Here is a 22,942-nt window from a genome sequence, read left to right as displayed (position 1 = left end):
GCTCATCGATAGCTGAATAAGGACGGTTAAGATCATGGCCGCTCACACAGCAACACCCTCCAAGCTGGCGCAAAATCAGTCGGAACTGGTAACCTATTGTCGGGTCTGCGAGGCTATGTGCGGTCTGTTGGCTACGGTCGAGGACGGGCGCATTCTGCGCGTGCGCGGCGATCCGGATCATGTCTACTCCAAAGGCCACTTCTGTAAAAAGGCAACCGGCGCGGTCGACGTGATGTATGATGTCGATCGCATCACGACACCCCTGAAGCGCGTAGGCGGCCCGGGCGAATTCGTCCCGGTCAGTTGGGAGGACGCACTCGAAGACATCACCACACGTCTGGCCGACATTCGCCGCAGCCATGGCGAGGATGCCTTTGCAACTTTCCTGGGGCAGCCGCCGACAAACGGCTTTGCCACCGCGATCTGGTTCAGCGCGTTCAAAAATGTTCTGAATACCAAATGGAACTACGCGGTGAATGCAGAGGATGCGGCATCGTTAATCCGGGCAAGCGAGATTCTGTACGGGTCGGCCAAGCTGCTTCCCCGTCCGGATTTATGGCGGACTGACTTTGCGATCATCATCGGGGCCAATCCGATGGTGTCGCACGGGTCTGTCTGCACGGAGCCGCTCATGCGCGGGGCGCTGCAGGACATTGTGCTACGCGGCGGGCGGGTCGTCGTAATCGATCCGCGACGGACCGAAACGGCCCAGTTGTTTGAGCATGTGGCGCTCAATGCCGGCACGGATGCCTGGTTCCTGCTCGCCCTTCTCAATGAATTGATCACTGCGGGCCATGTCGATCGCGCCTTCATCGACGCGAACACAGAGGGGTTTGAAACGCTCGCGGAACTAGCTCGACCGTTCACGGCCGAACGCGCGGCGGCCGAATGCGGCATCGATGCCGACACAATCCGCAACGTCGCGGAGGGTTTTGGAACGGCTAAGAGTGCGTTGATATATGGCCGGACCGGGACCTGCACGCAACGCTTCGGAACGCTCAACAATATCCTGCAAAGCCTCATCTGTATCGTCACCGGCAATATTGACCGGCCCGGCGGGATCGTGTTCCCCTGGGCGCCTTTCAGTGCTTCCATCCTCACACCCGGCGAGGAGTCGCCCAGTCGGGTCGACGGACTTCCCCAGGTCGGCGGCACATTGCCATCGAGTGCGATGATCAACGATATCACTGTGCCGGGCGCGGGCCAGGTAAGGGCGCTCATGACACTGGGCGGCAACCCTGCGCATTCAAGCGGGGCGTCAGGCCCACGGATGATTGAGGCATTAGGGGCGCTGGACCTCCATTTCTCACTCGACATTTACATGAACGAGACCAACCGGCACGCGCATTATATCCTGCCGACAACCACGATGTTCGAACGCGAGGACATCCCGTTCAAATACATCGCCTTCATGCTGCGGCCCTCGCTTTTCGCCACCGATCCCATAGTTGCCCCGCCCGACGGGGTGCGCGAGGAATGGTGGATCATGAATGAAATCTGTCGGCGCATGGGGCTTGGCGGATCCTACGACGCGCCCTGGATGCGCCGCATGGCTGCGATGGGAATGCCGATCAAACCGCGCTGGCTGCTGGATTCGAAGCTCCGCATGAGCGCGTTCGGCGATCGCTACGGCCTCCGCGCAAACGGCATCTCGTTTGGAAAGTTGGTCAAGGATCACCCCCAGGGCAAGACATTGCGCGATGATATTCCGACCGGCCAGCTGCCCCAAATGCTGGGCGGCAGGAAAATCGCACTTGCTCCAGCTGATTTGATCGAGGAATTGGAAGCGCTCACCGCCTACCGTCCCGATCCACGATTCCCTTTCAATCTGACCGGCATGCGCGAAATGCTGTCGATGAACACCTGGCTGCACAACTCGGCTACCTGTATGACCGCGAAGCGCGCTCACGCTTTGCACATCAGTTCGGTCGATGCTGAAGCGCTGGGGATAGCGGACGGCGAAGGCGTGCGAATAACGTCAGAGGCCGGCAGCCTGACGACCAGGATAAAAATTTCCGACCGCATGAAGCCGGGAAATGTTGCGTTGCCTCATGGCTGGGGGCACCGCGGTGGCTGGCAACGAGCCAATGACGCAGGGGGAGTCAACTCCAACATCCTGTCGAGCGGCGCCGAGGGTCCCACGGAGCGCCTGGCGGGAATGTCTATCCTCAACGGGATCCGCGTCGATATCGAACCCGCGCCAGCGGAGTGACGACAGTTTCCCTGCGCAGGCTCGGAAAAGCGCCATACGTCAGGAAAGGCTGTCTCAAGATCGGCCATAATGACTTTAACCTAGGCGCTGGGATGCCGGCTTTTGGCGTAAGCGTGATAGCGGTCTCTTCAAGAACGATGGAGGTTCGAGAATTGGCGCCGAAGCTTCGCCGAGCCTTTACGCGACCCTGCTTGCTCGCAGTGCTTCCTTGAACAGTTCGAAGGCCGTCGTGCCCTGCCGATCAGGGTAATAGAGGTGATAACCGACGAACGGCTCGCACCATGGTTCCAGCAGGCGGATGAGACGACCATCGGCAATTGGCGCCGCCACCAGATCCTCGAGGATATAGAGGATGCCGAAACCCTCGAGGGCGGCGGCCACCAGCAGGTCTCCGTCGTTGAACACCGGCCCGCTGCCCGGCTTGACCGTCACCGCATGTCCGTCGCGTTCGAAGGACCACGGAGACAGGTCGCCATGCGCGTCGCCATAGGCGATGCAGCGATGGCCTGTGAGATCGGCGGGCACTGTCGGTTTTGGGTGGTCTTGCAGATAGCCGGGGGTAGCCACCACCGCGACACGTAGCGGCGGACCGACGGCGAGCGCGATCATGTCCTTTTCCAGTCTTTCGCCGAGTCTGATGCCCGCATCGAAATGGCCGGCCACGATGTCGGTCATGCTGTCCTCCACGCACACCTCCACCTCAATGCCTGGGTGGCGGCGCAGGAACGAGGGGAGCATAGGCCACAGCACTGTATCGGCTGCGTGCTTGCCGACCGTGATCCGGATAGTGCCGATTGCGGCCCCGCGGGCCTGGGACAGCGCTTCGATCTCGTCATTCAACTTGGCAAGCGCGGGTGACAGGGTCGCGAGCAGGCACTCCCCGGCAGCGGTTGGTGCCACGCTGCGTGTGGTGCGGGAAAGCAGGCGGAAGCCAAGCTGGCCTTCCAGCCGCTTCATAGCCTGGCTCAAGGCCGACTGCGTAACCCCCAGACGTTTGGCAGCACGCGTAAAGCTGCGATCGGCGGCAATCGCCGCGAAAACGGCAAGTTCGCCGAGCTGATCCGGCTTCATTGATAACCCTCGCTACTAGGACCTATTACTAATTAGACCGTTATTTCGATCAATTAGCATACCTACTTAGCTCATAACACTGAACTGATTAAGGAGCACATCATGAGCAGGATCTGGCTGGTAACGGGCGCAAGCCGGGGACTTGGACACGAGATCGCACGCGCGGCGCTCGATGCAGGCGAAACTGTAGTAGCAACGGCGCGGTCTGCCGACGAGGTGCGCGATGCCTTCGGTAGCGCAAGCGATCGTCTGCACGCTTTTGCGCTCGATATCACGGACGCCTACGCCGCGAAGTTGGTAGCTGCCGAAACCACCGAGCGGTTCGGTGCGATCGACGTGCTGGTCAACAATGCTGGCTATGCCGAATTGGGATTTTTCGAGACCTTCACCGATGCCGCCGTGCGGCGTCAATTCGAGGTCAATTTGTTCGGCACGATGAACGTCGCGCGTGCGGTTGCCCCGCATATGCGTCAGCGTCGCTCGGGCCTCATCGTTACGATCTCATCGGTCAGCGGGTTGGTCTCCAACGCTGGGGGCTCGGTCTACTCGGCGTCGAAGTTCGCGATCGAAGGATGGATGGAAGGCTTCGCGCAAGAGCTGGCGCCGCTGGGCGTCCGCTCGCTTCTGGTCGAACCAGGGATGCTGCGCACGGACTTTATGGACGGCAAGTCAGCGAGCTTCGGCAGTATCGATATTCCAGACTATGCCGAGGCGGTCGGGCAGTATCGCGCGTTCGTGGATGAGGCCAACGGCAAACAGCCGAACGACCCGAAGCTCCTCGCCGCGCGGATCGTAGCGCTTGCTTCGCAGGACGAGGCGCCATCGCGGCTCGTGTTCGGCGACGACGCCCGGCAGTGGGCGGGCGCGAAAGTGAATCAGTTGCGGCAGGAGATCGCCCAATCCGCCGATCAGGGCTGACACGACAGAAGGCCAGGTAGGAATAGGCGGTTGCCCGATAGGTGTCGTGACCCTTCGACGCTTCCGCCAACGTTGTAGTCCTTCGCTAGTACGAACAGAGTCGTCCAAACCGTTGGTTCGTTCAGCAAGAAGGCAAAGAGTTGCTTTTGACAAATACTTTGGTAATAGGTGTTGGCGTAGGGCTTGCCGAGTCTGGCCGGTAGAACCGCTACATACCGTATGGAGAAGATTATGCACGCGGGCTGCGCGGCGAGGTTCTTCGGCAATGACTCGGGGAAGATGGCACTCATCGCAATCGATGCGCGTTGGTCGACCATCAGGTTACACTGCAACAGTCCGAAGGTCACAGATGCGGTCATCGGATACTTTCAGATGCGCATTCGCGACCGACTGCAAGTGAATGAGGTTTCCGGATAATGACCGGTCTGAAATTCGACGATCTGGTCCGGATCACTGGGATCACGCCGCGCCAGATTCGCTATCTGATCGCGGAAGGCTTTGTCCCGTCGGCGACGGGCGGGCGAACCTACGCAACGTATAGTGACGTCCACGTGACCGCCATCCGCCGCTATGATCGCCTACGTAGTCTGGGCTTTCCACCGGCAGCGATTCGCCTGCTGCTCGAAGCGCGCGAGGGGATTCCGGTGCCGATCGCGGACGGCCTGACACTGGTCATCGCGCCGGATCTGATCGGCCGCGGCGGGGACGTGGCAGGCATGGCCGCAAAGGCCGCCGCAAAAGTCGAGGAACTCCTGTCAGAAGGGCTGGATGATGACCGCAAGCATGCTACTCGTTGATCCGCTTGCCGCGTTCTTTCGGACGGAGCTTGCAGGATGCAGGCCGCTTACGCTGGACAGTACGCATGTCGATATCACGTTGCTTCCGCCGCTGGCGCAGGTCGTGGTCGTCCGGCAATTTACCAACACGAGCGACCAGCGGATCGAAGCGGTTCTGACCTTGCCACCCTTGGCGCCGGAGGAGGTTGTCTTCCGCCTTATCGTGTCCATCGGCGGCACACAATATGATGCCACGCCTCGGGGCGCCCGCCGTGCAAGGCGCGACCATGATGCGGCCATAGCCGAAGGCCATCGTGCGATCCTCTTCGAACTTCTGAAACACGATATCCCGATAATCTCGGTTGCCGGGATCGAACCTGGCTACGAAGTCGAGATTCAGATCTGGAGCGTCAAGCCGTTGGAGCGGAACACGGATGACCTCGCGCTGCTCTTTGTTCCGCTGAGCGCCCGCCATGATTTTGTCGTGTCCGGTTTGCTCGATGCGGATGCGCCAGTGACGACAAGCGAGCGGCACACCGCCACGCTGGCGGTACATGCCCCGGACCTGCAAGTGACACTGTGCGGGCAAGGCAACCCCTATCCCATCACGTCACGCGATCCGATCAGCATCGACTGCGCGGCACCGGTCCAGCTTGAGATCGTGCCGGAGCTGGGTGGCTCGATCGATCATTGCGCCTGGCAAGTTGACCAGATCGGCGGCTGGGAAGTGACGTCCGCGCGCGGGACGGAAACCTTCCGGCACCCCATGAACCCTGAAGGCATCCTCTCTAGTGATCGCAGCGACTGGATTTTCGGTGTTATGGCGACCAGGCATGGGGAGATCCGCGTGACAGCCCCATTGCCAACCGAAGGCATCGCGCCAAACGCTCGCGCAATGCGCGCATTCGCAGCCGCTGGCTTCAGGGAATCCGCCACGACGCAAGACCCTGAGGCGGTTCGCCGGACGGCCAATATTCTGAGCCGCAAGACCAGCCTCGCCTTCATTGGGCCGGAAGGGGAACTATCGCACGATATTCCGGTGATGCGGAAACTGGCCCTCTCCGAAATGCTGGCCATCGGTGAGATGGGCGTTCCGCCTGAGCCCGTGGGCCTGGAGCCATTCGACTACGAAACACCCGCTGCGCCGCCCGAGCCGTCGCTTCCGCGGAAGTTGGACGATCCGATCGCGCCCGGCGCAAGAATCACGCCCAATGCCCAGGTGCCCCGCTATCGCTTGTTGCCCTGGCTCGTCGCGGCTGTTGCCATGCTGATCCTATCAGGCATTTTCCAGCTCTTGGGCAATGCGCTTCCGCCGCGGTTGCTGGGTCTGTTGGTGCTGATTACGCTCGCAGCCCTTGCCGCTCTGCCCCACGATCGCCTGCCTATCCGGCGGCGCCTGCCGATGCTCATCCTGCTCGTGACGCCTTGGATTGCCGCACTCATCGCTGGCCCCCTGCTCGACGATCGTACCTATGGTGGAGCACCGCCGCCGGGCTGGATGATCCCGACGCAACTTGGTTTGCTGGCGGTTTCTGCCGTCCTGCCCCTGGCCATGATGCCGTTCATGCGCGGCGCACGGCATTTCACGCTGGCGCTGGGAATTTTCAACTTCGCTCTGACGGCCTTCGTCACCATAGGCGGCATCCTTCTTCTGACGCCTGATTGACCGGACATTCCTTCACGAGGCGTTCATACAAGAGGCTGCATTTGACATACTACTTGTAAAAAGAATCGCGCGAGATATGCCAATGTCTGACTATCTGTGAATTGGAGTCGCGCACCGCAGAGTTTGGGGAGGGGTTATGATATTGCCGAGCATCATGTTCATGCGACCTGTGCAACGCGCCAAGCGGGCGCTTGCCCTCGCTGCCCTGCTGGCTATCGTCGCTTTCGGCAGTCCTGCCCGCGCCCAGCAAGACACCACCGGGTGCCGTGATGCTGGCGGTGCCTTGCAACCGTGCCCATCTGCACAGGAACTCCAGCGACTGCGGGAGATCGTGGAAGAGCACCAGCGGGCACACCGGAAATCCACGTCGGCGGAGGAGCTGAGCCAAGCCATTAATGCCGGAAGCGCAAGTGCTGCGCTCGCTGCGCCAGACGGCGATCCCTTTGGATCGCGGATCAAACTGGCTCCGGCAGATGGCGCAGCCGAGACCGCGCTGACCGAAGCCCGTGCCAGGAATGAGGCCCGCCAGGCCCTCGAACTGGAGCGTAAGTCGGAAGGCCTTACTGGCGAAATTGCTCGTCATTGGCGTGATGGGCAATGGTCGGCGCTGGCCGGTGCCATGTTGCGCGCGGGCCTGATTTTTGTTGCATGTGTCGCAGCGCTGGGCGTTTTGGTCGGGCTGGTGACATGGGGCTACGAGATCGCAACAAGCCGCACCCGCACCGGTCCGGCAACGCCAGAAGGCGCGCCGGGGGCCGCGAGACCTCCCGCTCCGTCCTATGCCTTGCGCCGGGCTGGTGCGTTGGTCGCGGTCGCGGTGTTTGCCGGACTTCTCTACGCCGGGCTGACCGCCATCAACCGCTCCAGCCACGCCCCCGAGACGTCTGCCCCAAAGAGTACAACTCCCATTACCGCACTCCCTGCCCTCTCGCCCGCCGCCGCCCCGAAGCCATCCCTGCGTGAGATCATGACAGGAGGCGAGCCCGCCGATAAATTGCGCCGGTTTGTCGTTCCCAACCGCCCGGATGTGTTGTTTGCCGGCAAGGGACGGCTGATCGAAATCTCGGTGCCGAGCGACAGCAAGGCCGTAGCCCGATTCCAATGGGTGCTTGAGCCGGGCCATGACATCTTCATCGACTTCTACGCGCTGGAACGGTGGGCCAAGGGAGCCGTAATCGACGATGTGCTGAAGGATCCCGAAAACATAGCGAAGCGGCTGGGCTGGCTGCGGCTGCCGAACGAGGAGGTCGATCTCGAGATCGCCGCCATCACCGAAGGGAACTCGTACTATCACCTCTTCACCGCCGCTCAGGCTTACGGAACAGACAGCACGCATGACTTCGGATGCACCGCCGCACTCGACGCAACGCCTGCAATCGTCAGCGTCCGGTTGAGCGGTGCCGCATTACGGAGCGCCAGCCAGGTAAGCAAGGAACGACTCAATTGGGTATGTGCGAACGACATGAGCATGGTCCGTAAGGCTCTGAGCAGCGTCGGTGTCGGCTACACCGCAGCCGATGAGGCTGTGCCATGAGCGATCACCCGCGATCCTGTGTCCTGATGCTGGTGGCCGCCACATTAACCTGGGGCCAGGCTGAGGCCCGCGAGATGGCAACCCTCACAGTATCGGCACCGCCCGGTGCTGCGGCGGCCTTGCAACCAGTCGTCAACGCGTTTCGCCGCGAGGGCGGCGGCCCGGTTTCGATCGTGATCGAAAATGAAGCCAGCGGGAGCTCCGATGTCGTGCTGGCGACCGAAGATGTGATGCGCGGCCTTGAACAGCGGCAGTGGATCGACCCGCTCTTTGTTACCTCGTTCATTTATGGCAGCGGCAAGCAACAGCATTTTTGCGGTGTCGCTGCGGCCGATCATTCCCTGCACAAGCTCGAAGCCGGGCTGTTTCTCCGGTTTCTGGAGGCCCAGGCACCAGGCAGAATTGATCGTTTCCTGGGCGGGCCATTGGGAGACCGGTCGGTTTGTTGAATTCAGGGCAAGAGGGCCACGGGCTCGGTTCGTTTCTCCACCCTTGCTCCCGTTCGACAGGACTGCGGTCCCCGCCCGTTGCGAGGACAAACGCGATAAGAGTCAGGTCTCGATCTTTGGAGTCAAAATTCAGCTCGGGATTGCGGCATCGTAATTTTTGAATGACGAACATGAACGTCAAGCCGGCAGCTTAGCCCCCTGCCTCTTGTGAAGCTACCATTCCGGATCGTCGGCGACTGCCAACTAAAACGCCCGGCTAATCGACGCGTAAACCCTGGCGTGCTGGTTTGACCGGAAAACCGGATAATTTGTCTGCGCGACCCCTGCCGAAAAGGAAAAGCGGCCGAGGGGACGATCGACCTGCAAGCTCCAGTCCCGATACAAATTCATACCGGGGTTCGGCACGGTCTTGTCCTCGGGAATTAGCGATACGCCGACATGGCCATTGAGCGACCATTTGCCACTGCGCAACAGCCGAGCATTTACTTCGCCATAATAAGTGGTTCTGCTGTCCCGCAGATAGTCCGGGGACACATAGACCCGCGCCCGCACGTTGCCCAAAGCAACCCCTGCGAACCCTTCGAAATAATGAAGCTTATACGCGCTATCCAGCATCTCGCGATAGTCGCGGTGGATCACGCCGATTTCAAACGAGCCGGTGCCGCGCCGAACGCCGTATCCCGCATATTGGTTCGCCGAAATCATTCGGATGGCGCCGTTGGCTTGCGCGGTAGAGGCACTTGCACCTGCAAAAAATCCACTGAGATGATCGTAATTCACTCCCAGCGCGACCGTAGGGCGCGCGCTGGTAAGGCTCTCGCCGCGAAAAATCTCCGCGCTTGATAGGCTTATACTGCCAGCTAGCTGTGCGTTTGCGGGTGCTGGGCCCAATGCCGGTCCCGCCGCGATCAGAAGCAGAACATAGCAATTCCTAAAACCGCAGAGTACACGGAGTCCGTCAGTTGTTGTCTTGGCAGGCGCCCACGTCAACCCGCGACAGCCTTTCCACCGCCGCACAGGCGTCGACCGGACCCCGCGATCCCAAAAGCGCAGCTGCCGATGCTTTGCCATGATTTCCCGACAGCTGGCGCAGAATCGCGACCAGTCCGCTGACATGCGCTGCCGCGAACGAGCTGCCGTTGACGAGATTCCATTTCCCCTCCGGTTCGGTTGTCGGGATATCCCGGCCGGGTGCAATGTAAACGGCGTTGGCGCGGGCTGACAAGCGCTCATCAGCGACCGGAATTACCCCGGCAACGAAGGCGGGAAAGCTCGCTTCTGGCTGCATTTCGTCGACCGCTGCCACAACTGTCGTACCACGTGAAATCGCAAGGCTTATCAATGCTTCCAGCAAACGATCCCTTGGTCCCGATAGGCTCAGGTTGACAATGTCCGCGTGAGAATCAAGCGTATAGGTCAGCGCTTTCGCTAGACTTAAGCTGTCGCAAACGGTGGCGCCTCCACGAGGCTTTTCCCAGCATGCTCTTACGCCGAGGACACGAGCGCCGGGCGCAATGCCTGCAATGCCTTGCACATTGTTCACGCGCGCAGCGATGATGCCCGCGACCCGGGTGCCGTGCCGCTCGCCTTCCTGATCCCTGATTGGCGCGAAATTGGGCGTGGCTGCAATCTGGCCGGTCAGATCCGGATGGGTCGTGTCAATACGGCTGTCGACTACAGCGATCGTGACCCCGCGGCCCGTTGCCACACGGTGGAGATCGGCCAAATGCCAGCGGTTCGCTACCGGCTGTGCTCGATAAAGGCGGTCGTTATAGGAGCCTATCGGCGTGTCGCTCGTGCCCTGCATGCGAAATTCGTTGAGCGGTTGCGACCAGGCGACACCGGGAACTCCTGTCAATTCCGAGGCCACTTCCTGCGGCGAACGGCCATCGCCGATTTCCATGATCACGCAATCCACGCCGATGCGTGGCATCGGCCACGCCTCGATTACCGTCAGCCGATGTTCCTGGGCGATCTGACGGGCGAAGCGCAACCGGCCCGCCTCGGACATGGCGCCTCCGTAACCGCTGCCATAGCCCGAACCCGATTCATAATGATCCGCTCCTAGGCGCAGCATCACCATGACCCGCTTTCTGGCTTCCGGCTGCACGGACGACGAGGCAGAGGGCACAGGCGCGGCCCGCAGAGGCAAGGAAGGCACGCTCAGCCCGAGCGCGACCGCCAACACACAAACGAAGCGCCACCTCACCATCATGGTTCTCCGCCAAGAGGTTCGGCGAGGACGACATCGGGCCGAGCCCGGAGCGCCTTCAGCGCCGCGTCCCGGCCGCCTTCGCCCGCTGCCAGTTTCCACGCCCCCGCGGACGTCGCCGGACCAACGATTTTGGCCCCCACTGCGGCGGCGGCGGTTTTAGCTTGCACGGTTCCAGTCCCCGCGTCGAACAGCACCAGTATGTCTGCCGCCGAGCCTGCAACCGGCTTATCGCCCAGCACATGATATTGTGCCTCTTCGGGCTTGGTAACAGACAGGCTCGCGAGGCCGAATACGCTTAGGCCCGTCCCTGCAAGGACGAGCACAGCCGCCGCCCTGCGCATGTCCCAAGACCAAGAAGTGCGCTTCTTCGGCTCGGCCGGGTTCGTGACCCGGCCGGTGCGACCCGAAGAGGCCGAAACAAAGTCAACCACGTTCGACTCCGGAGCCTCCTTCAGCCCCATGCGCTCCAGCAGCTCGTCGGACACAGGCTCTTCGGGCACCGCCGCTCTCACCAGCTCTCCGATATGGCGCAGACGGTCTGCCTTTGCGGCGACCGACGGAACCTCCGCAGCCAGCGCCGCCATGCGCGCAGCCTCCGCTTCGTCCAGGTTATTGTCCACCCACGCGCCAATCATCTCTTCGACCTTCTTCATGCCGCAATCACCCTTTCCGGCCCACGACGGACATAGACATCGACGAACTGCCGCGCTCGCGACAACCGGCTCATGACCGTCCCAATCGGAATGCCCAGCAATTCGGCAACTTCCTTATAGGCCTGCCCGTCGATCAAAACGGCGGTGATGACCGCGCGCAATTCCGCAGGCATAGCCTCCAAAGCGGCGCGCACCGCGTCAAGCTCTGACCGAAACTCCAACCTTTGCAATTCATCTCCTCCCGGCAGGTCGAAAGCATCCTCTATCTCGACCGAGATTCCCCGTACGCGCTGGGCGCGCAGCCTGTCGATATTGAGATTGCTTGCCATTTTGAAGACCCAGTTCTCCAAACTTGTTCCCGCCTGCCATTGCGCATGTCGTACCAGGGCTCGCTCGACGGTCGCCTGCAACAGATCATCGCCCAGATCGCGGTCGCCGGTCAGCCCATGGCAAAAGCGCCGCAGCCGGGGCAGAAAAGCCACCAGTCGGCTCTTTACCTCCTCAGGAGCCTGAGCATTGGTGCCGGCCGCCATCGTACCTCCAAAGCCTTAACGGCGCAGTTGCCGCGATTATTCTCGGCCGGGAAAGTTTTTTCGGATGGGCCCCCGCCGCGCGGCATGATAGCGCATCAAAGGGAATATTTCACGCGCTGATCCGTTGAAGCCCTGCACGCCACCTCCAGAGCCCGCATGAATCGCAAGCTACGCCTTTCTCCCAATTTTTCGCTTCATCAGTCGGTCGACGGCCGCTCTTTTGTCATGGGAGAGGTCGAACCTTATGCGCAGTTCTGGCTGTCGGATCGGGAACGGCTGCTGTTCGGTCTTTTTGGTCGGCGTGGCGGCGCGCTGGAGAGTGATGTTGCAGAAGCACTGATGCGCCTCATGCTCCCTGCCAATTCAGCAGCGGAAAGGCGACGTATCTTCCGCACTATTGCCGATATGATCGAGGCCGGAGTGCTGATCGAGGCACAAGGCGAAGTGTCGCGCTACGGCCGCCAGATGGCCCGAGCCTATCTGGAACACCGCCCTTTCCCGAAGGCGGTGGCCAACCGCATTGTCGCGCTGGCACAGGCAGGGCGAGAAACGCGGGTGCTCGATCTCGCCTCCGGACCGGGAAGCCTCGCGCTGGAACTGGCGGCCACGTCGCCGCGGGTCACGAGTATGGAATTGTCGCGCGGGTTCGTGGCGGCGGCAAAGCAGGAAGCGCGACGGCGAGGCCTGAACCTCAATGCCCTCAACGAAAATTGCAATCACCTTCCGCATCATGATGGAGACTATGACGCCATCACCATTTCCCAAGCCATCCATTGGCTCGACGACGTAGCGCTGTGCAAGGGCGTGTGCCGGGTTCTGGCGCAGGGTGGCAGTTTCTTCGTGGTGCATGGCGCTCTAACCCTGCCGGAGGAGCATCCGCTGAGTTACATATTGGGCGACAGAACACCTCTGGGTGACAAGCAAAGCGGCGCTTTTTCAGACGAGGTACTGGCGCTCTACCGTCGCCTCTCGCTGCTGTTTGAGGCGCTAGACACCCCCAATGTTGCACGGCACGATCCTACGCATGCGCGTCGCGATGTAGACAGAATAGCAGGTGCGCGGATCGAACTGTTTCGCCAGCAGCGCCCCATCGGCGAGGGCTTTGCGCGCGCTTTCCTGTCGGAGCGTCACATCGCGGTTCTGGGCGAGGAAAAGGATCGCTTCTGGCGGGATTTGAAAGCCCGCTGTGACGCGGCAACGCCCGATCAACTTATAGGCGTGCAGGAGTGGGGATTGCTGCATTTCAAGCGCGGCGCCGCCCGCTTTGACGCCAACACTTGGCGGCGCGACATGAAGGAAATCGCTTTTCCTTAGGGGTGTGCGATCACTATAAGCGTCTCGGCTTTATCCAGTGCAGTCGCGAGGCACTGCTGCATTGTCGCGGGATCGAGCGAGGCAAAGCTCTCGTCCAGGATGGTCACGTCCGCCTGCTGTAACAAGGCGCGGGCAAGGAAGATGCGGCTGCGCTCGCCATGGGACAACTGCCACCCGGTCTCGCCCACGCGCTGATGGATGCCACCGGGCATCCGGCGCAACAAATCGCCGAGTCCCAGTTCTTCGCACAGGCTTTCCGCCTCCGCGAGGTCGGCTTCTGAAGCAGGCCATTGCCGGCCCATCAGCAGATTGAAGGCAAGCGTACCGGACAGAATGTGATTCTCATGGAACTGCGGCGCGGCCGTCACATGGCTATGCCAGTCGTCACCGATTGTGGGACGGTCCAACCCGTTCAAAAGCAACAGACCGCCGTCCGGCCGCTTCAGACCGGTTAGCAGCCCGGCAAGGGTCGATTTGCCGCCACCCGATGGCCCTTCGATCAGGATGCGATCTCCGCGCGCGACGGTGACGCTGGCGCCGGCAATCACAGCGCCGCCGCGCCGATCATAGGCATAATGCAAGCCTCGTGCCTCGATCACTGGGTCGGAACGGTTCCCGTGCGCATTGCCGACTGATAGAATGCCGCCGCTTGTCGGCCCCAAGCCCGCATGAAAGATCGTCGCAATCCTGTTCCAGGCATACCCGGCACGCGACAGGCTCGCCAAGCCCGCGGCCATTCCGCCTAGCGCGCGTTGGGCTATCATGATGCCGCCGACGCTAATCGCGAGATGTACAGGAGATGGGCCTGCGGCAACGCCAAGCGCGGGTGCAAGGGCCAGCAAGGATGCTGTCGACCATGCGGTGAGCAGGCCAGCGCCCAGTTGCAGTGTGCTGCGGTCCATTGCTGTCGAGCAAGCGAAATAGGTGGAAAGCTGGCCATCCTCGTTCGCCTCGCGCCGGGCTGCACGGTCCTGCGCCAGACGGGTGCGGTGACCGACCATCGCCTCAATGAGATAATGCGTCATGCCGAGACGCTGGGTGGTCCAGGCGATGATACGTTGATGAAACCGCCAGCCAAAAACCGCAGTAAGAACCACTAAAATGCCTAGCAATAGGAGGTGGGCGCCGGGGGCCGCGCCCTCATTTAGCACCCATGCGGCAAAACCAAGCTCGATCGCTCCGACAAGAATGGCAAAGCCGCCGCCTAGTGCGAGCCCTTCGAGCGCCTGTGATTCCATCACCTGCCCGATGAGCTGCCCCACGCCGCTGCGCTTCACCGCATCGGCGGGCAACCTCAGCGCGCCCGACAACAGTCGCGATTTTATCATGCGCCCGGTGTCCATCGCGAATGTGGCCTCGTTCCATCCAGCAAGCAATCGCAGGGGCAACATGCTGAAGAGAAGCAGCAGCCAGGCGAGCAGCCAGCCCCAATCGAGCCGGCCTGATAAAGTGCTGCCGCCGATCAGGCTCCAGCCCCATATCTCCGCGCCATACAGGAGAATGAACAGGCCAACGAACTGCGCCAAGCGCATCGGTATGCCTGCGTTCCAGAGTTGGCGCGCGAAGCTGGCGGACGCGGGTAACCGCAGCAGGTAAATGCCATCAATCTCTTCGCTCGCGATCCGCTCCGTCACCATCGCGTCGGCCACGCGCTGGCGTCTGCGCGGTGAGATTTCCGCGATATCGAGCACACGCTCAACTTCCGGGCGCACCGCCGCTTCGTGCCCCCCGGCTAGCAGCCGCATCGCCTCGCTCCGACGGAAGCGGAGGCGACTGCGGTCGGGCCTGAGAAACAGCGGATCGCCGCGTCGCGCACCCAACAGGGCGAGAAAGCCGCGCTGGCCGCGCAGATTTGCCAATAATATCGCTGGCCCGCCATGACCAAGCAGAGTGGCCAGGTCCCTGATACTGACAGTGACGGGCAGAGCTTCGACCCCAAGCTGCTGGCCCACCCACACGAGCCACGTCGCCTCGCGGCCTTCCGGCACTTCAGGCCAATCCACATGCGCTGTGGCATCGCGAGGCGGGCTTTGCGATCCGGCGCTTACGCTCATCCACTCCACCGCATCGCCGAGCCTGTCAATCGGCCACCATATCTCCGTGAGGGCCCGCGATGTCATGTTGGCAATGCCTCGGCGACACGGCCATCGGATACGGTCCAGCGCCTCCAGTTCCCGGCACCCCACATATCCTTGAGCACGGATGCCTCGGCCTCCCGCAACCCTTGATAGCGGGTTTCTTCGGCCGCGAGAGCTTTGGGGGCGCCATCTTCAACTATCCTGCCATCCTCGATGACCAGCACGCGCTCGAATTCCATCGTTTCTTCAATGTCGTGCGTTACGCACAGCAGTGTGGTTCCCTGCCACCATTCCCGCGCGGCCTTGAGCAGCGCCCGGCGTTGATCGCGGTCCAGCCCGCGGAACGGCTCATCGAGCAGCGCCAGCCGCGACCGGTTTGAAAGCAGCGCCCGGCCCAGCCGCACCCGCTGTCCCTCACCGCCAGATAACAGCCCGCCGCCTTCACCCAGCGGCGTCTGCAGCCCTTGTCCAAGTCGGCTCGACACGCCGAGCAGCCCTGAAGTTTCGATCAGCGCGCGCACCTGCGCGTGATCACGCTCGTCCACCGCGTAGGTCAGATTATCAAGGAGACTGCGGTTCCAGAGCTGCACCTGCGGATCGACCCAGGCGGTGTCGAGCCTGAGTTGGGTAAGCGCGGGACCATCAAGGCCACGGCCATCGACCAGCAGATGCCCCTCTTCTAGCCGGTGCCAGCCGAGCAGCAGACCCAGCAACGAGCTTTTCCCCGCGCCTGATTTGCCAACAATGGCGACATGCTCACCGGGTTGAATAGTAAGGTTGATGTCGCGCAGTATATCATGTCCGCCTGCCACGACCTTGCCGCCAACGATTTCAATCTGAGCGGCGCCTCCGGCAGCGTGCATCGGCCTTTCGCGCGACACGCTTTCTTCTTCCGGCGCGCCGAGTGGCTCCATCTGGCGTAGGAGCACATTGCGCATGGCGGGATAGGCCCGCCCGATACCAGAGAACCGCTCGGCGGCTCCGGGAAGCTTGAGCGCCCAGAAGATGAGCAAAAGGTCGCTGCCGCGCACCGCTGTTTCGCCTGAGAAATGGCTAAGGAGCAATGCGCCGACCAACGCCGTGCAGAGCAGCGCCTGCAGCCCGTTAGCCGCTAGCGACCAGCGCATCAGGCCGCGCATCGCGATGGCCCACTCGACCAGCAGGCTCTCATGTTGTCGCGAAACGGCCGCCTGCGAACGATGCGCGCGGATGGGGGCTAGGCCGAGCAAGGCGTCGAGGTAAAAACCATGCAACGCGCCGCCGTGATTGCGCACCCTCAGATCCCGCTCGTTCAGTACAGGCTGCGTCAGCAGCGGGATGGTCATTGCCGCGACCAGAACGGCGCTCGCCCAGCCGAAACTGGCAGGCGCGATAACGAGTATCCCAATGTAGGTGAGCACCAGTTCACCGATCGCCTGCATGCCTTGGACGACGAGAGACGGCACCGCTCTTATGGCATGAATATTGTGATTGCGGTCCGCCATGTCGGTGATCGGGCGGCTCTGGAAATAACGGTCCTTCAATCGCGGTAGCTTGGCGAAAATTGCCTGCCGCAAGCGCACTTCGAGGTGCCGCCCCTGTCTGATGGCGAGCGTCGCGAGTCCGATATCGAGCAAGCCCGCCAGCGTCGCGAGCGACACGATGCCAGCAAGCGCCGCATAGCGCTGGATCGGCTGCACAAGCTCGCCCGTGATTTCCAGCAGCCCGCGAAATAGCAACGCCTCCGCCAACAATGCAAACGCCTGTATCGCTACCACGCCAGCCAGCAGCCATGGTCGAAACCCTCCCTCGTCGCGCAGCATCAACCAGAACTGACGGAGAGGATTGGGCGCCTCTTCGACAAGTGCCGCGGCGAGTTCCGGCGGGAGCTTATCGGACTGAGGAGCGGCGGCCGGTGTCTGGGCTCCAGCCGTCTTGAGGACGACGCTGCCGCTGATCAGAAGCATTTCACGCGCCGCGTCGGTATTGGTAATATCGGGAAAGGCGGACCAATAGTCGCGCGGGATGATCGCCAATATGTCCTGGCTGCTGGAGATGGTATCACGGAACAGGGCTGTTGCCAGCCGCATAGACTCTGCTCCTCTGGAAAGCCCTCCGGCAGCAACCAGCGCAGCGCACAGCCGAACCGAAGCATCGAGCGCTCCGAAGGCGAACCAGCCCTTGTCAGCAGCAGCCTGTGAAATAAGCGCTTGCGCGGCCGCCTGGCTTAATCCGAGAGCAGCGAGCCGCTGGCGCATTGGCCCGAGAAAGTCTTCGGTGTCGCACCACGCCCGCCAGTCGTTCGCCTCGACGCTCTGCTCGTGCGCAAACATCTGCTCCTCAAACCGGCGCAGCGAAATCCAGCGACGACCCACCGCAGGGTCCATGATCTGCAACCAGTTGCCATGCCGCGCCCAGACCACCACGAAATGGGTGAAATTGTCGGCATGGCGCACGACCACAAGTGCGGGAAAACTCTGCGCGTCGTCGATGCCGATAAAATCCCGGGGAATGAGAACCTGTTCGGCCCGCAGCCCGAGCTGCACCGCGATGTCCTCGATTGTGTCGATCGACGTGCCATCGACGCTCGTCTGGCAGGCCTCGCGCAGCCGCCCATAGCTCACCGGAACGCCGTGTCCTTCCAGCAGGCATTTGAGCGCCGCCGGGCCGCAATCCATCGATGAAGTCTGCACTACTTCGGGCGCCAGCAGCGGGCGCTGGCGGCGTGTGAGCCAGTGAAAGCTCATCGCAGAAATTGGCCTATGGCGCGTAGCAGCAGGATGGCTGGTGAAACACGCTCAATCGCCACATCGACCGTGCCAGACATTCCGTGGCGCAACGGTGGCTGATTGCCAGAACCTGGCTTCAAAGTGAGTTCAACCCGAAGCAAATTGCCTTCACTCTCTCCGGCAACTCTCTGCACCTGCGCAGCGAAATCTCCATATTGCGTCCAGGAAAAGCCGTCGAGGCGCAGTCTCCCCTGTTGGCCTCTGCTGAGACGGCCCAAGCCTCGCGCGGCATCGAAAGACGCCACAATGTGGAGGTTCTCGTCCGGGACAACGGTCGCCAGCCTGACGCCACCTGCGACCATATCGCCAAGTTTGAGCACCGCGACATCGCCGATCACGCCATCAATCGGAGAGCGGATTTTGCGATTGTCCAGCTCGTATCGCAACTGCGCCACTTCTGCCTGGGCAGCGGCCATCTCTCCCTCAGCCATGCGCAGTGCAGCCGTGAGACGCGCACTCTCCCCCGCAAGCGCAAGCCGCTGCGTATCGGCTTCTCCGGAAATTCGGCTTTCGTCATGCCGCATCGCGTCGCTGATCGCCTTTGCGTTCCGGGCCTGCGTTTCGCCGCGCTCGGCATCCGCCGGAGCCGCGCCGCCGCTCTCGCTGTCGAGCCGTTGCCTGCGCGCCATGGCCTTGTCGAACTCGGCGCTCGCCAGCGCGCCTTCGGCGCGAGCATGGGCGGCCGAGACGGCGGCCGAATGCGCACGCCCTCCAGCGGTCTCGGCTTGTTGCGCGCCCGAAAGCTGCCTGCGCAGGCTATCGACACGCGTCGGCAAGGCTGCGAGCCGGGCTTCCGCTTGCGCCAGGCGCAGCTTCTGAATTTCCGATTCTAGCTCGGCAAGTACTTCACCGGCGCGGACGCGCCTGCCGATATATAATCCAGTAGCGATCAGTCGACCGCCGCTCTGGGCAGAAACTCCGCGCGATGCCGAAGTAACTTCGACATGGGCAAAGCGCGAGCTTTCGTACACCGCGACGCTGCCAAAGGCGAACCAGGCAAACCACAGGATCGTGAGCAGGGAGGTTGTGCCGATGACGAGCAGCGCACCCTTTCCCGTGTCACCCGCGAGCGCACCCGTGGTTCTCGAAAACGCTACCCCCATTGTCCCTCTCGCAGTCTTCGCGCGGAGCATCAACGGTGGGACGGGCGCGATTATTCCCGGCCAAAATAATTTTCCTGCCTGGGAATAAGCGACCCCCGGAAGCCGTTTGGTCATCAGGGTTTGCGGAGAGCAAGTGTGAACATGGCTTGTCCCATTGTGGTGGAAGAAGGCCAGGCGGGGTTAGCGGGGATCGATCATTCGACGCCGCTCGTCATGCCTGACGCGCGTTCCGCGCTGCTGCAAAAGTCTCACCAGTCCGATGGCGCGCCGCTACTGACCCTTTACGTCGGCACGAAGGAAGTGACGTTCGATGATCCCGAAGAATTTGCCTTCGCCCAGGAACTGATTCGCACTGCCCCGTTCCTCGCGGGGGATGCGGCCGACTGGGGCAATGTCGGTTGGCCAAAGGCAAGCGCAATGCTTGAGGCGCTGCTGGAGGAGGGGATTATCCGGCTTGCCCGGGGCGAGATGCGGGAGGACCGGCACGACAACAAGGTGATGCCGTCTCCGCTGCCGACTGCCCCGATGACTCGACCGCGCAGCTGGATCGACGCGGACTCACTCATGGCGCACCTCACCGGAACCGCGCTCGACCCCGCCTACCTCGAGCTGGTCGTGCCAATCTTCCGCACCGGTCATGTTTTCCTGGATCGCGATGGCAGGCAGGTCGGTGAAGCCAATGTCTTTCCAGCCTCCGCGCGGCTTAATATCGCGACCGACTGGCGCGGATGCCCTTATGCGGGCAATCGTTATCAGGCCGACAAGCCGATGAACGTCACCGCCCTGCGCGCCATGCGCGTACATTGGCGGCAGATCATGGCGCTCGCAGCCCAGATGCGGGCGCGCTATCTCGTGCGTTTCCCGCAGGCCCAAAGCGGGTGGACCGTAGGCGACGTCGAACGGCTCGCGGTCTGCGCCCTTGCCCTTCCATCCTACATGATGCTGAGGTGCGATGCTCCCGTCGCCAACGGCGATCTGCATCCCGCGCTCTCGAACCTGTTTCGCGTCACCGACGGGCTGCGGATGGTGATGCACCAGATGCTATTTCTGCCGCTGTACGAAAAGATGATGCTGCCGGACGTCCCCATCACGCCCGCTGAAATACTCGACTACGCGGATCGCAACTATTCCTTCCATTCCGATCACGGCGTCTGTGCAGGTCCGCGTTTCATGATCGAGGACATGCTGGCCGTCTTGTTGGATGGCGCCGCCCCACGCGGGGGGTTCGATGCTAATCTCGACGCGGAACTGGCCCCTGTTTTGAACCTCATCGAGCCGGCCATCGATTACGCGATGCTCGGTCTCCAGGCTTATGGCGCGGTATTCTCGCTGTGGCCCGCGATGACCCGCGCCTACGAACATCTGCATCTCTCGCTGGGGGGCAAGGAGGATGCAGGTGGTTCGCGCGCGCGGGAGATCGCCCAACGGTTCGAAGCGCATTTCGCTGCGCTGAACCACCGCTCTTTTCTCGCCAATGAAGAGTGGCGCGCGCACCGGGAGGCGGTTTATGATGATATGTTCGCGCGCTGTCATGCGGCTGTCAGCAGAAGCGCGCCTCCGGAGTCATTGTCCGCGATGCTGGCGCCTGACGCCAGCGTTTGCGGTGGAAGGGCACAAGATGTGCTGGCCGCGGCGGTTGCGGCGCACCTTGGCTACGGCGGCGGGAAGATCGCCGAGAATTTTGCAGCAATCGTGATGGGCTTTCTTGCGCGCGGCCAGCGGATCGTGGCGCTTGCCGAACGTATCCAGCGCGATACCGCGGCACTGCTACATCGACCAGCACCTTCGCACCGGCTGACTCTCCGGCACCTCAATCTCCACAACGTGCTGATGGGCGAGGACGTTCGCACCGTGCCTTTCCTCCCCGACGAATTAGCCCGTTTGTTCGGGGTGGAAATCCATGTCGATGCCGAGACGATAGAAATCAGGGAGCGGCCCAACTCCGCCCCGACCCCCAATTCGCCGGAGATCAAGCCGGTGAATATAACGGTGCTCAAAACACCTAATCGCAAAGGAACGCATATGAAGATCAAGACCAACCTTCGCGCCGGACAAGGCGGCGCTGATAGCAGTGCAATTGACACGTCGACATCGTCACAAAACCAGAACGGCAAGACGAGTTCTGGCGGCGGCGGCGGCGGCGGTGGCGGCGGCAAGGTCGTCTATACCCGCTGCGCTGGCTACTAATCCAGGATCGCGAGTAGAAGTGGCCGGGCTTACATCCGGCCACTTTTCGCGTTTTAGGAAGCGATGAACAGTATAGGAAAAAGAATTGTCCGGCTCGCGCTCATGGGTGCGTCGTTGGCGACCAACGCGGCGAATGGGCGCGAGACGAAACTGCCGGATATCGCTATTCCTGCGCAGTTCGATAGCCAATCTCAAAGTGTAACTGCGCCGACACCCGCCGCTGGCTGGTGGCACGTGTTCAACGACACGCAACTCGATGCGCTGATCACGCGCGTCCATGCCAACAATACGACCATTGCCCAGGCAAGTGCCCGCCTCGCAGGCGCGAGGGCTAAGGCCCGGCTAGGAACGGCCAGTCAGATGCCGCAGATTGATCTGGTAGCCAGCGCCAATTATGCCAGCGGACCTTTGATCAATGAGGCAGGAGGCAGCGGCAATCTCTTCACCGACCGCGCAACCATCTCCTGGGAAGCGGACCTGCTTGGCCGCGTTGCGGGAGAACGCAAAGCCGAGCGCTTCGACGCCGTCGCGGCCGAGGCGCTGTTGCGCGACGCACATCTTCTGATGGAGGTCGAGACGGCGCGCGCCTATTTCGATGTTCTCTATCTTCAGCGAGCATGCGGCGAAGCGGACAAGACGATTACTCTTCTTGGAGAGGCGGCTGACATCGTCGGCAGGCGAGCCGAATTGGGCTTGGTCGGAAAGCTCGTCCACGACAAGGCAATATTAGACCTTTCAGAGGCTCGCCAGGTGGGTGCATCCCTCGCAGAACGACGCGCAGCCGAATTTGGCTATCTTTCTTTCTTGCTGGGTGAAACCCAAACACCCACTATAGCAGTTGCCGACCTGCCTTCAGCCCCCGCGATTCCGGCTGGTCTCCCCAGCTCGGTTCTCACGCGGCGCCCCGATATCGCGGAGGCTATCGCTCGCTTTAAGGCGTCGGACCAGCGCTTCCACGCAGCAAAACAAAGCTGGCTTCCGACGCTGAACCTCACGGCTTCGGGCGGTGGCGCATCGGCTAAGCTTGTCGAAATCTTGGCGTCGAGTGCGCGCAATTTTGGACTGGGCGCCCTCTTTTCATTGCCGATATTCGATGGCGGCCGCCGCAAAGCGGAGGTGGCAGACAGGCGAGCCGAGCTGGATCTTGCCGCCTCCCAGTATCATGAGCGGGTTCTGCTCGCTCTCCGCGAAGTTAACGACGGGCTGGGCGAGGTCGCCCTGAAACGGAGCGCCGTGAACCTTGCGACCGAAAAGCTTGCCGTGAGTGAAACGAACCTTGCGTATGCTGCAAACCGGTCTGCCAACGGTACACTTGGCCGAGCAGGAGTTCTCGATGCTGAGCTGGCACTCTCGACCAGTCGCGTTGAGGCTCTGATCGCCCGGCGAGAGCATCTGTCGGCGAGCTTGAGCTTGATAGCTGCTCTTGGCGGGGCGTGGTAGCGCCCAACGGCGCGATCACCGCTCA

At 61.8% G+C, this 22,942-nt stretch carries 17 protein-coding genes; 9 read left to right on the top strand and 8 right to left on the bottom strand.

The features are described 5' to 3' along the window. Positions 1 to 34 precede the first annotated feature (34 nt). Positions 35 to 2,212, top strand: a complete 2,178-nt coding sequence (locus FHS92_RS13945; RefSeq protein ID WP_184081356.1) for a molybdopterin-containing oxidoreductase family protein — start codon at positions 35 to 37, stop codon at positions 2,210 to 2,212. A 177-nt stretch (positions 2,213 to 2,389) separates the two neighbouring features. On the opposite strand, the gene FHS92_RS13940 is transcribed toward FHS92_RS13945, so the two are convergent. Further along, positions 2,390 to 3,283 (bottom strand): LysR family transcriptional regulator, encoded by an 894-nt coding sequence (locus tag FHS92_RS13940; protein WP_184081355.1) that lies wholly within the window; start codon positions 3,281 to 3,283, stop codon positions 2,390 to 2,392. A 102-nt stretch (positions 3,284 to 3,385) separates the two neighbouring features. Here FHS92_RS13940 and FHS92_RS13935 point away from each other — a divergent pair, with 102 nt between their 5' ends. The 5 genes from FHS92_RS13935 to FHS92_RS13915 all read left to right on the top strand — a co-directional run bounded on the left by FHS92_RS13935 (position 3,386) and on the right by FHS92_RS13915 (position 8,626). Continuing rightward, positions 3,386 to 4,201, top strand: coding sequence for an SDR family NAD(P)-dependent oxidoreductase (locus FHS92_RS13935; RefSeq protein WP_184081354.1), 816 nt, complete (start codon positions 3,386 to 3,388; stop codon positions 4,199 to 4,201). Between the two features lie 416 nt (positions 4,202 to 4,617). Then, entirely contained in the window at positions 4,618 to 4,998 is a 381-nt protein-coding gene (locus tag FHS92_RS13930; RefSeq protein ID WP_184081353.1) for a helix-turn-helix domain-containing protein, read from the top strand. After that, entirely contained in the window at positions 4,973 to 6,643 is a 1,671-nt protein-coding gene (locus FHS92_RS13925; RefSeq protein WP_221231072.1) for a VIT domain-containing protein, read from the top strand. Before FHS92_RS13930 ends, FHS92_RS13925 begins: the two co-directional genes overlap by 26 nt. A 136-nt stretch (positions 6,644 to 6,779) precedes the next feature. Beyond that, positions 6,780 to 8,177 (top strand): hypothetical protein, encoded by a 1,398-nt coding sequence (locus FHS92_RS13920; RefSeq protein WP_221231071.1) that lies wholly within the window; start codon positions 6,780 to 6,782, stop codon positions 8,175 to 8,177. A 26-nt stretch (positions 8,178 to 8,203) separates the two neighbouring features. After that, positions 8,204 to 8,626 (top strand): hypothetical protein, encoded by a 423-nt coding sequence (locus FHS92_RS13915; protein WP_184081350.1) that lies wholly within the window; start codon positions 8,204 to 8,206, stop codon positions 8,624 to 8,626. A 243-nt stretch (positions 8,627 to 8,869) separates the two neighbouring features. Here FHS92_RS13915 and FHS92_RS13910 read toward each other — a convergent pair whose 3' ends face one another. From FHS92_RS13910 to FHS92_RS13895, 4 genes are all read right to left on the bottom strand, one after another. After that, positions 8,870 to 9,697: a TorF family putative porin gene (locus FHS92_RS13910; RefSeq protein WP_246352011.1), complete on the bottom strand. Its 828-nt coding sequence runs from the start codon at positions 9,695 to 9,697 to the stop codon at positions 8,870 to 8,872. After that, positions 9,585 to 10,559, bottom strand: a complete 975-nt coding sequence (locus FHS92_RS13905) for a S8 family peptidase (protein WP_184081348.1) — start codon at positions 10,557 to 10,559, stop codon at positions 9,585 to 9,587. Before FHS92_RS13905 ends, FHS92_RS13910 begins: the two co-directional genes overlap by 113 nt. Positions 10,560 to 10,837: 278 nt before the next feature. After that, the gene (locus FHS92_RS13900) at positions 10,838 to 11,494 is read right to left on the bottom strand and encodes a hypothetical protein (RefSeq protein ID WP_184081347.1); all 657 of its coding nucleotides are present in this window, start codon (positions 11,492 to 11,494) and stop codon (positions 10,838 to 10,840) included. Continuing rightward, positions 11,491 to 12,027: an RNA polymerase sigma factor gene (locus tag FHS92_RS13895; RefSeq protein WP_184081346.1), complete on the bottom strand. Its 537-nt coding sequence runs from the start codon at positions 12,025 to 12,027 to the stop codon at positions 11,491 to 11,493. The genes FHS92_RS13900 and FHS92_RS13895 overlap by 4 nt, the downstream gene beginning before the upstream one ends. 156 nt (positions 12,028 to 12,183) lie before the next feature. Here FHS92_RS13895 and FHS92_RS13890 point away from each other — a divergent pair, with 156 nt between their 5' ends. Beyond that, positions 12,184 to 13,341 (top strand): class I SAM-dependent methyltransferase, encoded by a 1,158-nt coding sequence (locus tag FHS92_RS13890; protein ID WP_221231070.1) that lies wholly within the window; start codon positions 12,184 to 12,186, stop codon positions 13,339 to 13,341. Here the strand turns inward: FHS92_RS13890 and FHS92_RS13885 are convergent. The 3 genes from FHS92_RS13885 to FHS92_RS13875 are packed head-to-tail and all read right to left on the bottom strand — an operon-like array spanning position 13,338 to position 19,290. Next, positions 13,338 to 15,461 (bottom strand): ATP-binding cassette domain-containing protein, encoded by a 2,124-nt coding sequence (locus FHS92_RS13885; RefSeq protein WP_184081344.1) that lies wholly within the window; start codon positions 15,459 to 15,461, stop codon positions 13,338 to 13,340. The two genes, FHS92_RS13890 and FHS92_RS13885, sit on opposite strands and share 4 nt — an antisense overlap. Further along, complete coding sequence (locus FHS92_RS13880) at positions 15,458 to 18,145, bottom strand: ATP-binding cassette domain-containing protein (protein WP_184081343.1); 2,688 nt, start codon at positions 18,143 to 18,145, stop codon at positions 15,458 to 15,460. The genes FHS92_RS13885 and FHS92_RS13880 overlap by 4 nt, the downstream gene beginning before the upstream one ends. Next, complete coding sequence (locus FHS92_RS13875; RefSeq protein WP_221231069.1) at positions 18,142 to 19,290, bottom strand: HlyD family secretion protein; 1,149 nt, start codon at positions 19,288 to 19,290, stop codon at positions 18,142 to 18,144. Before FHS92_RS13875 ends, FHS92_RS13880 begins: the two co-directional genes overlap by 4 nt. A 141-nt stretch (positions 19,291 to 19,431) precedes the next feature. Between FHS92_RS13875 and FHS92_RS13870 the strand changes: the two genes are divergently transcribed. Both FHS92_RS13870 and FHS92_RS13865 read left to right on the top strand, forming a co-directional pair. Then, a complete protein-coding gene (locus FHS92_RS13870) occupies positions 19,432 to 21,477 on the top strand; it encodes a hypothetical protein (protein ID WP_184081341.1) in 2,046 nt (681 codons plus the stop codon). A 63-nt stretch (positions 21,478 to 21,540) separates the two neighbouring features. Then, positions 21,541 to 22,917, top strand: coding sequence for an efflux transporter outer membrane subunit (locus FHS92_RS13865; protein WP_184081340.1), 1,377 nt, complete (start codon positions 21,541 to 21,543; stop codon positions 22,915 to 22,917). Positions 22,918 to 22,942 lie beyond the last annotated feature (25 nt).

The sequence above is a fragment of the Sphingobium subterraneum genome, assembly GCF_014199435.1.
Lineage (GTDB): Bacteria > Pseudomonadota > Alphaproteobacteria > Sphingomonadales > Sphingomonadaceae > Sphingobium > Sphingobium subterraneum.
Note: the sequence above shows the minus strand (reverse complement) of the source record. Positions and strands in the feature narration are given on the sequence as shown.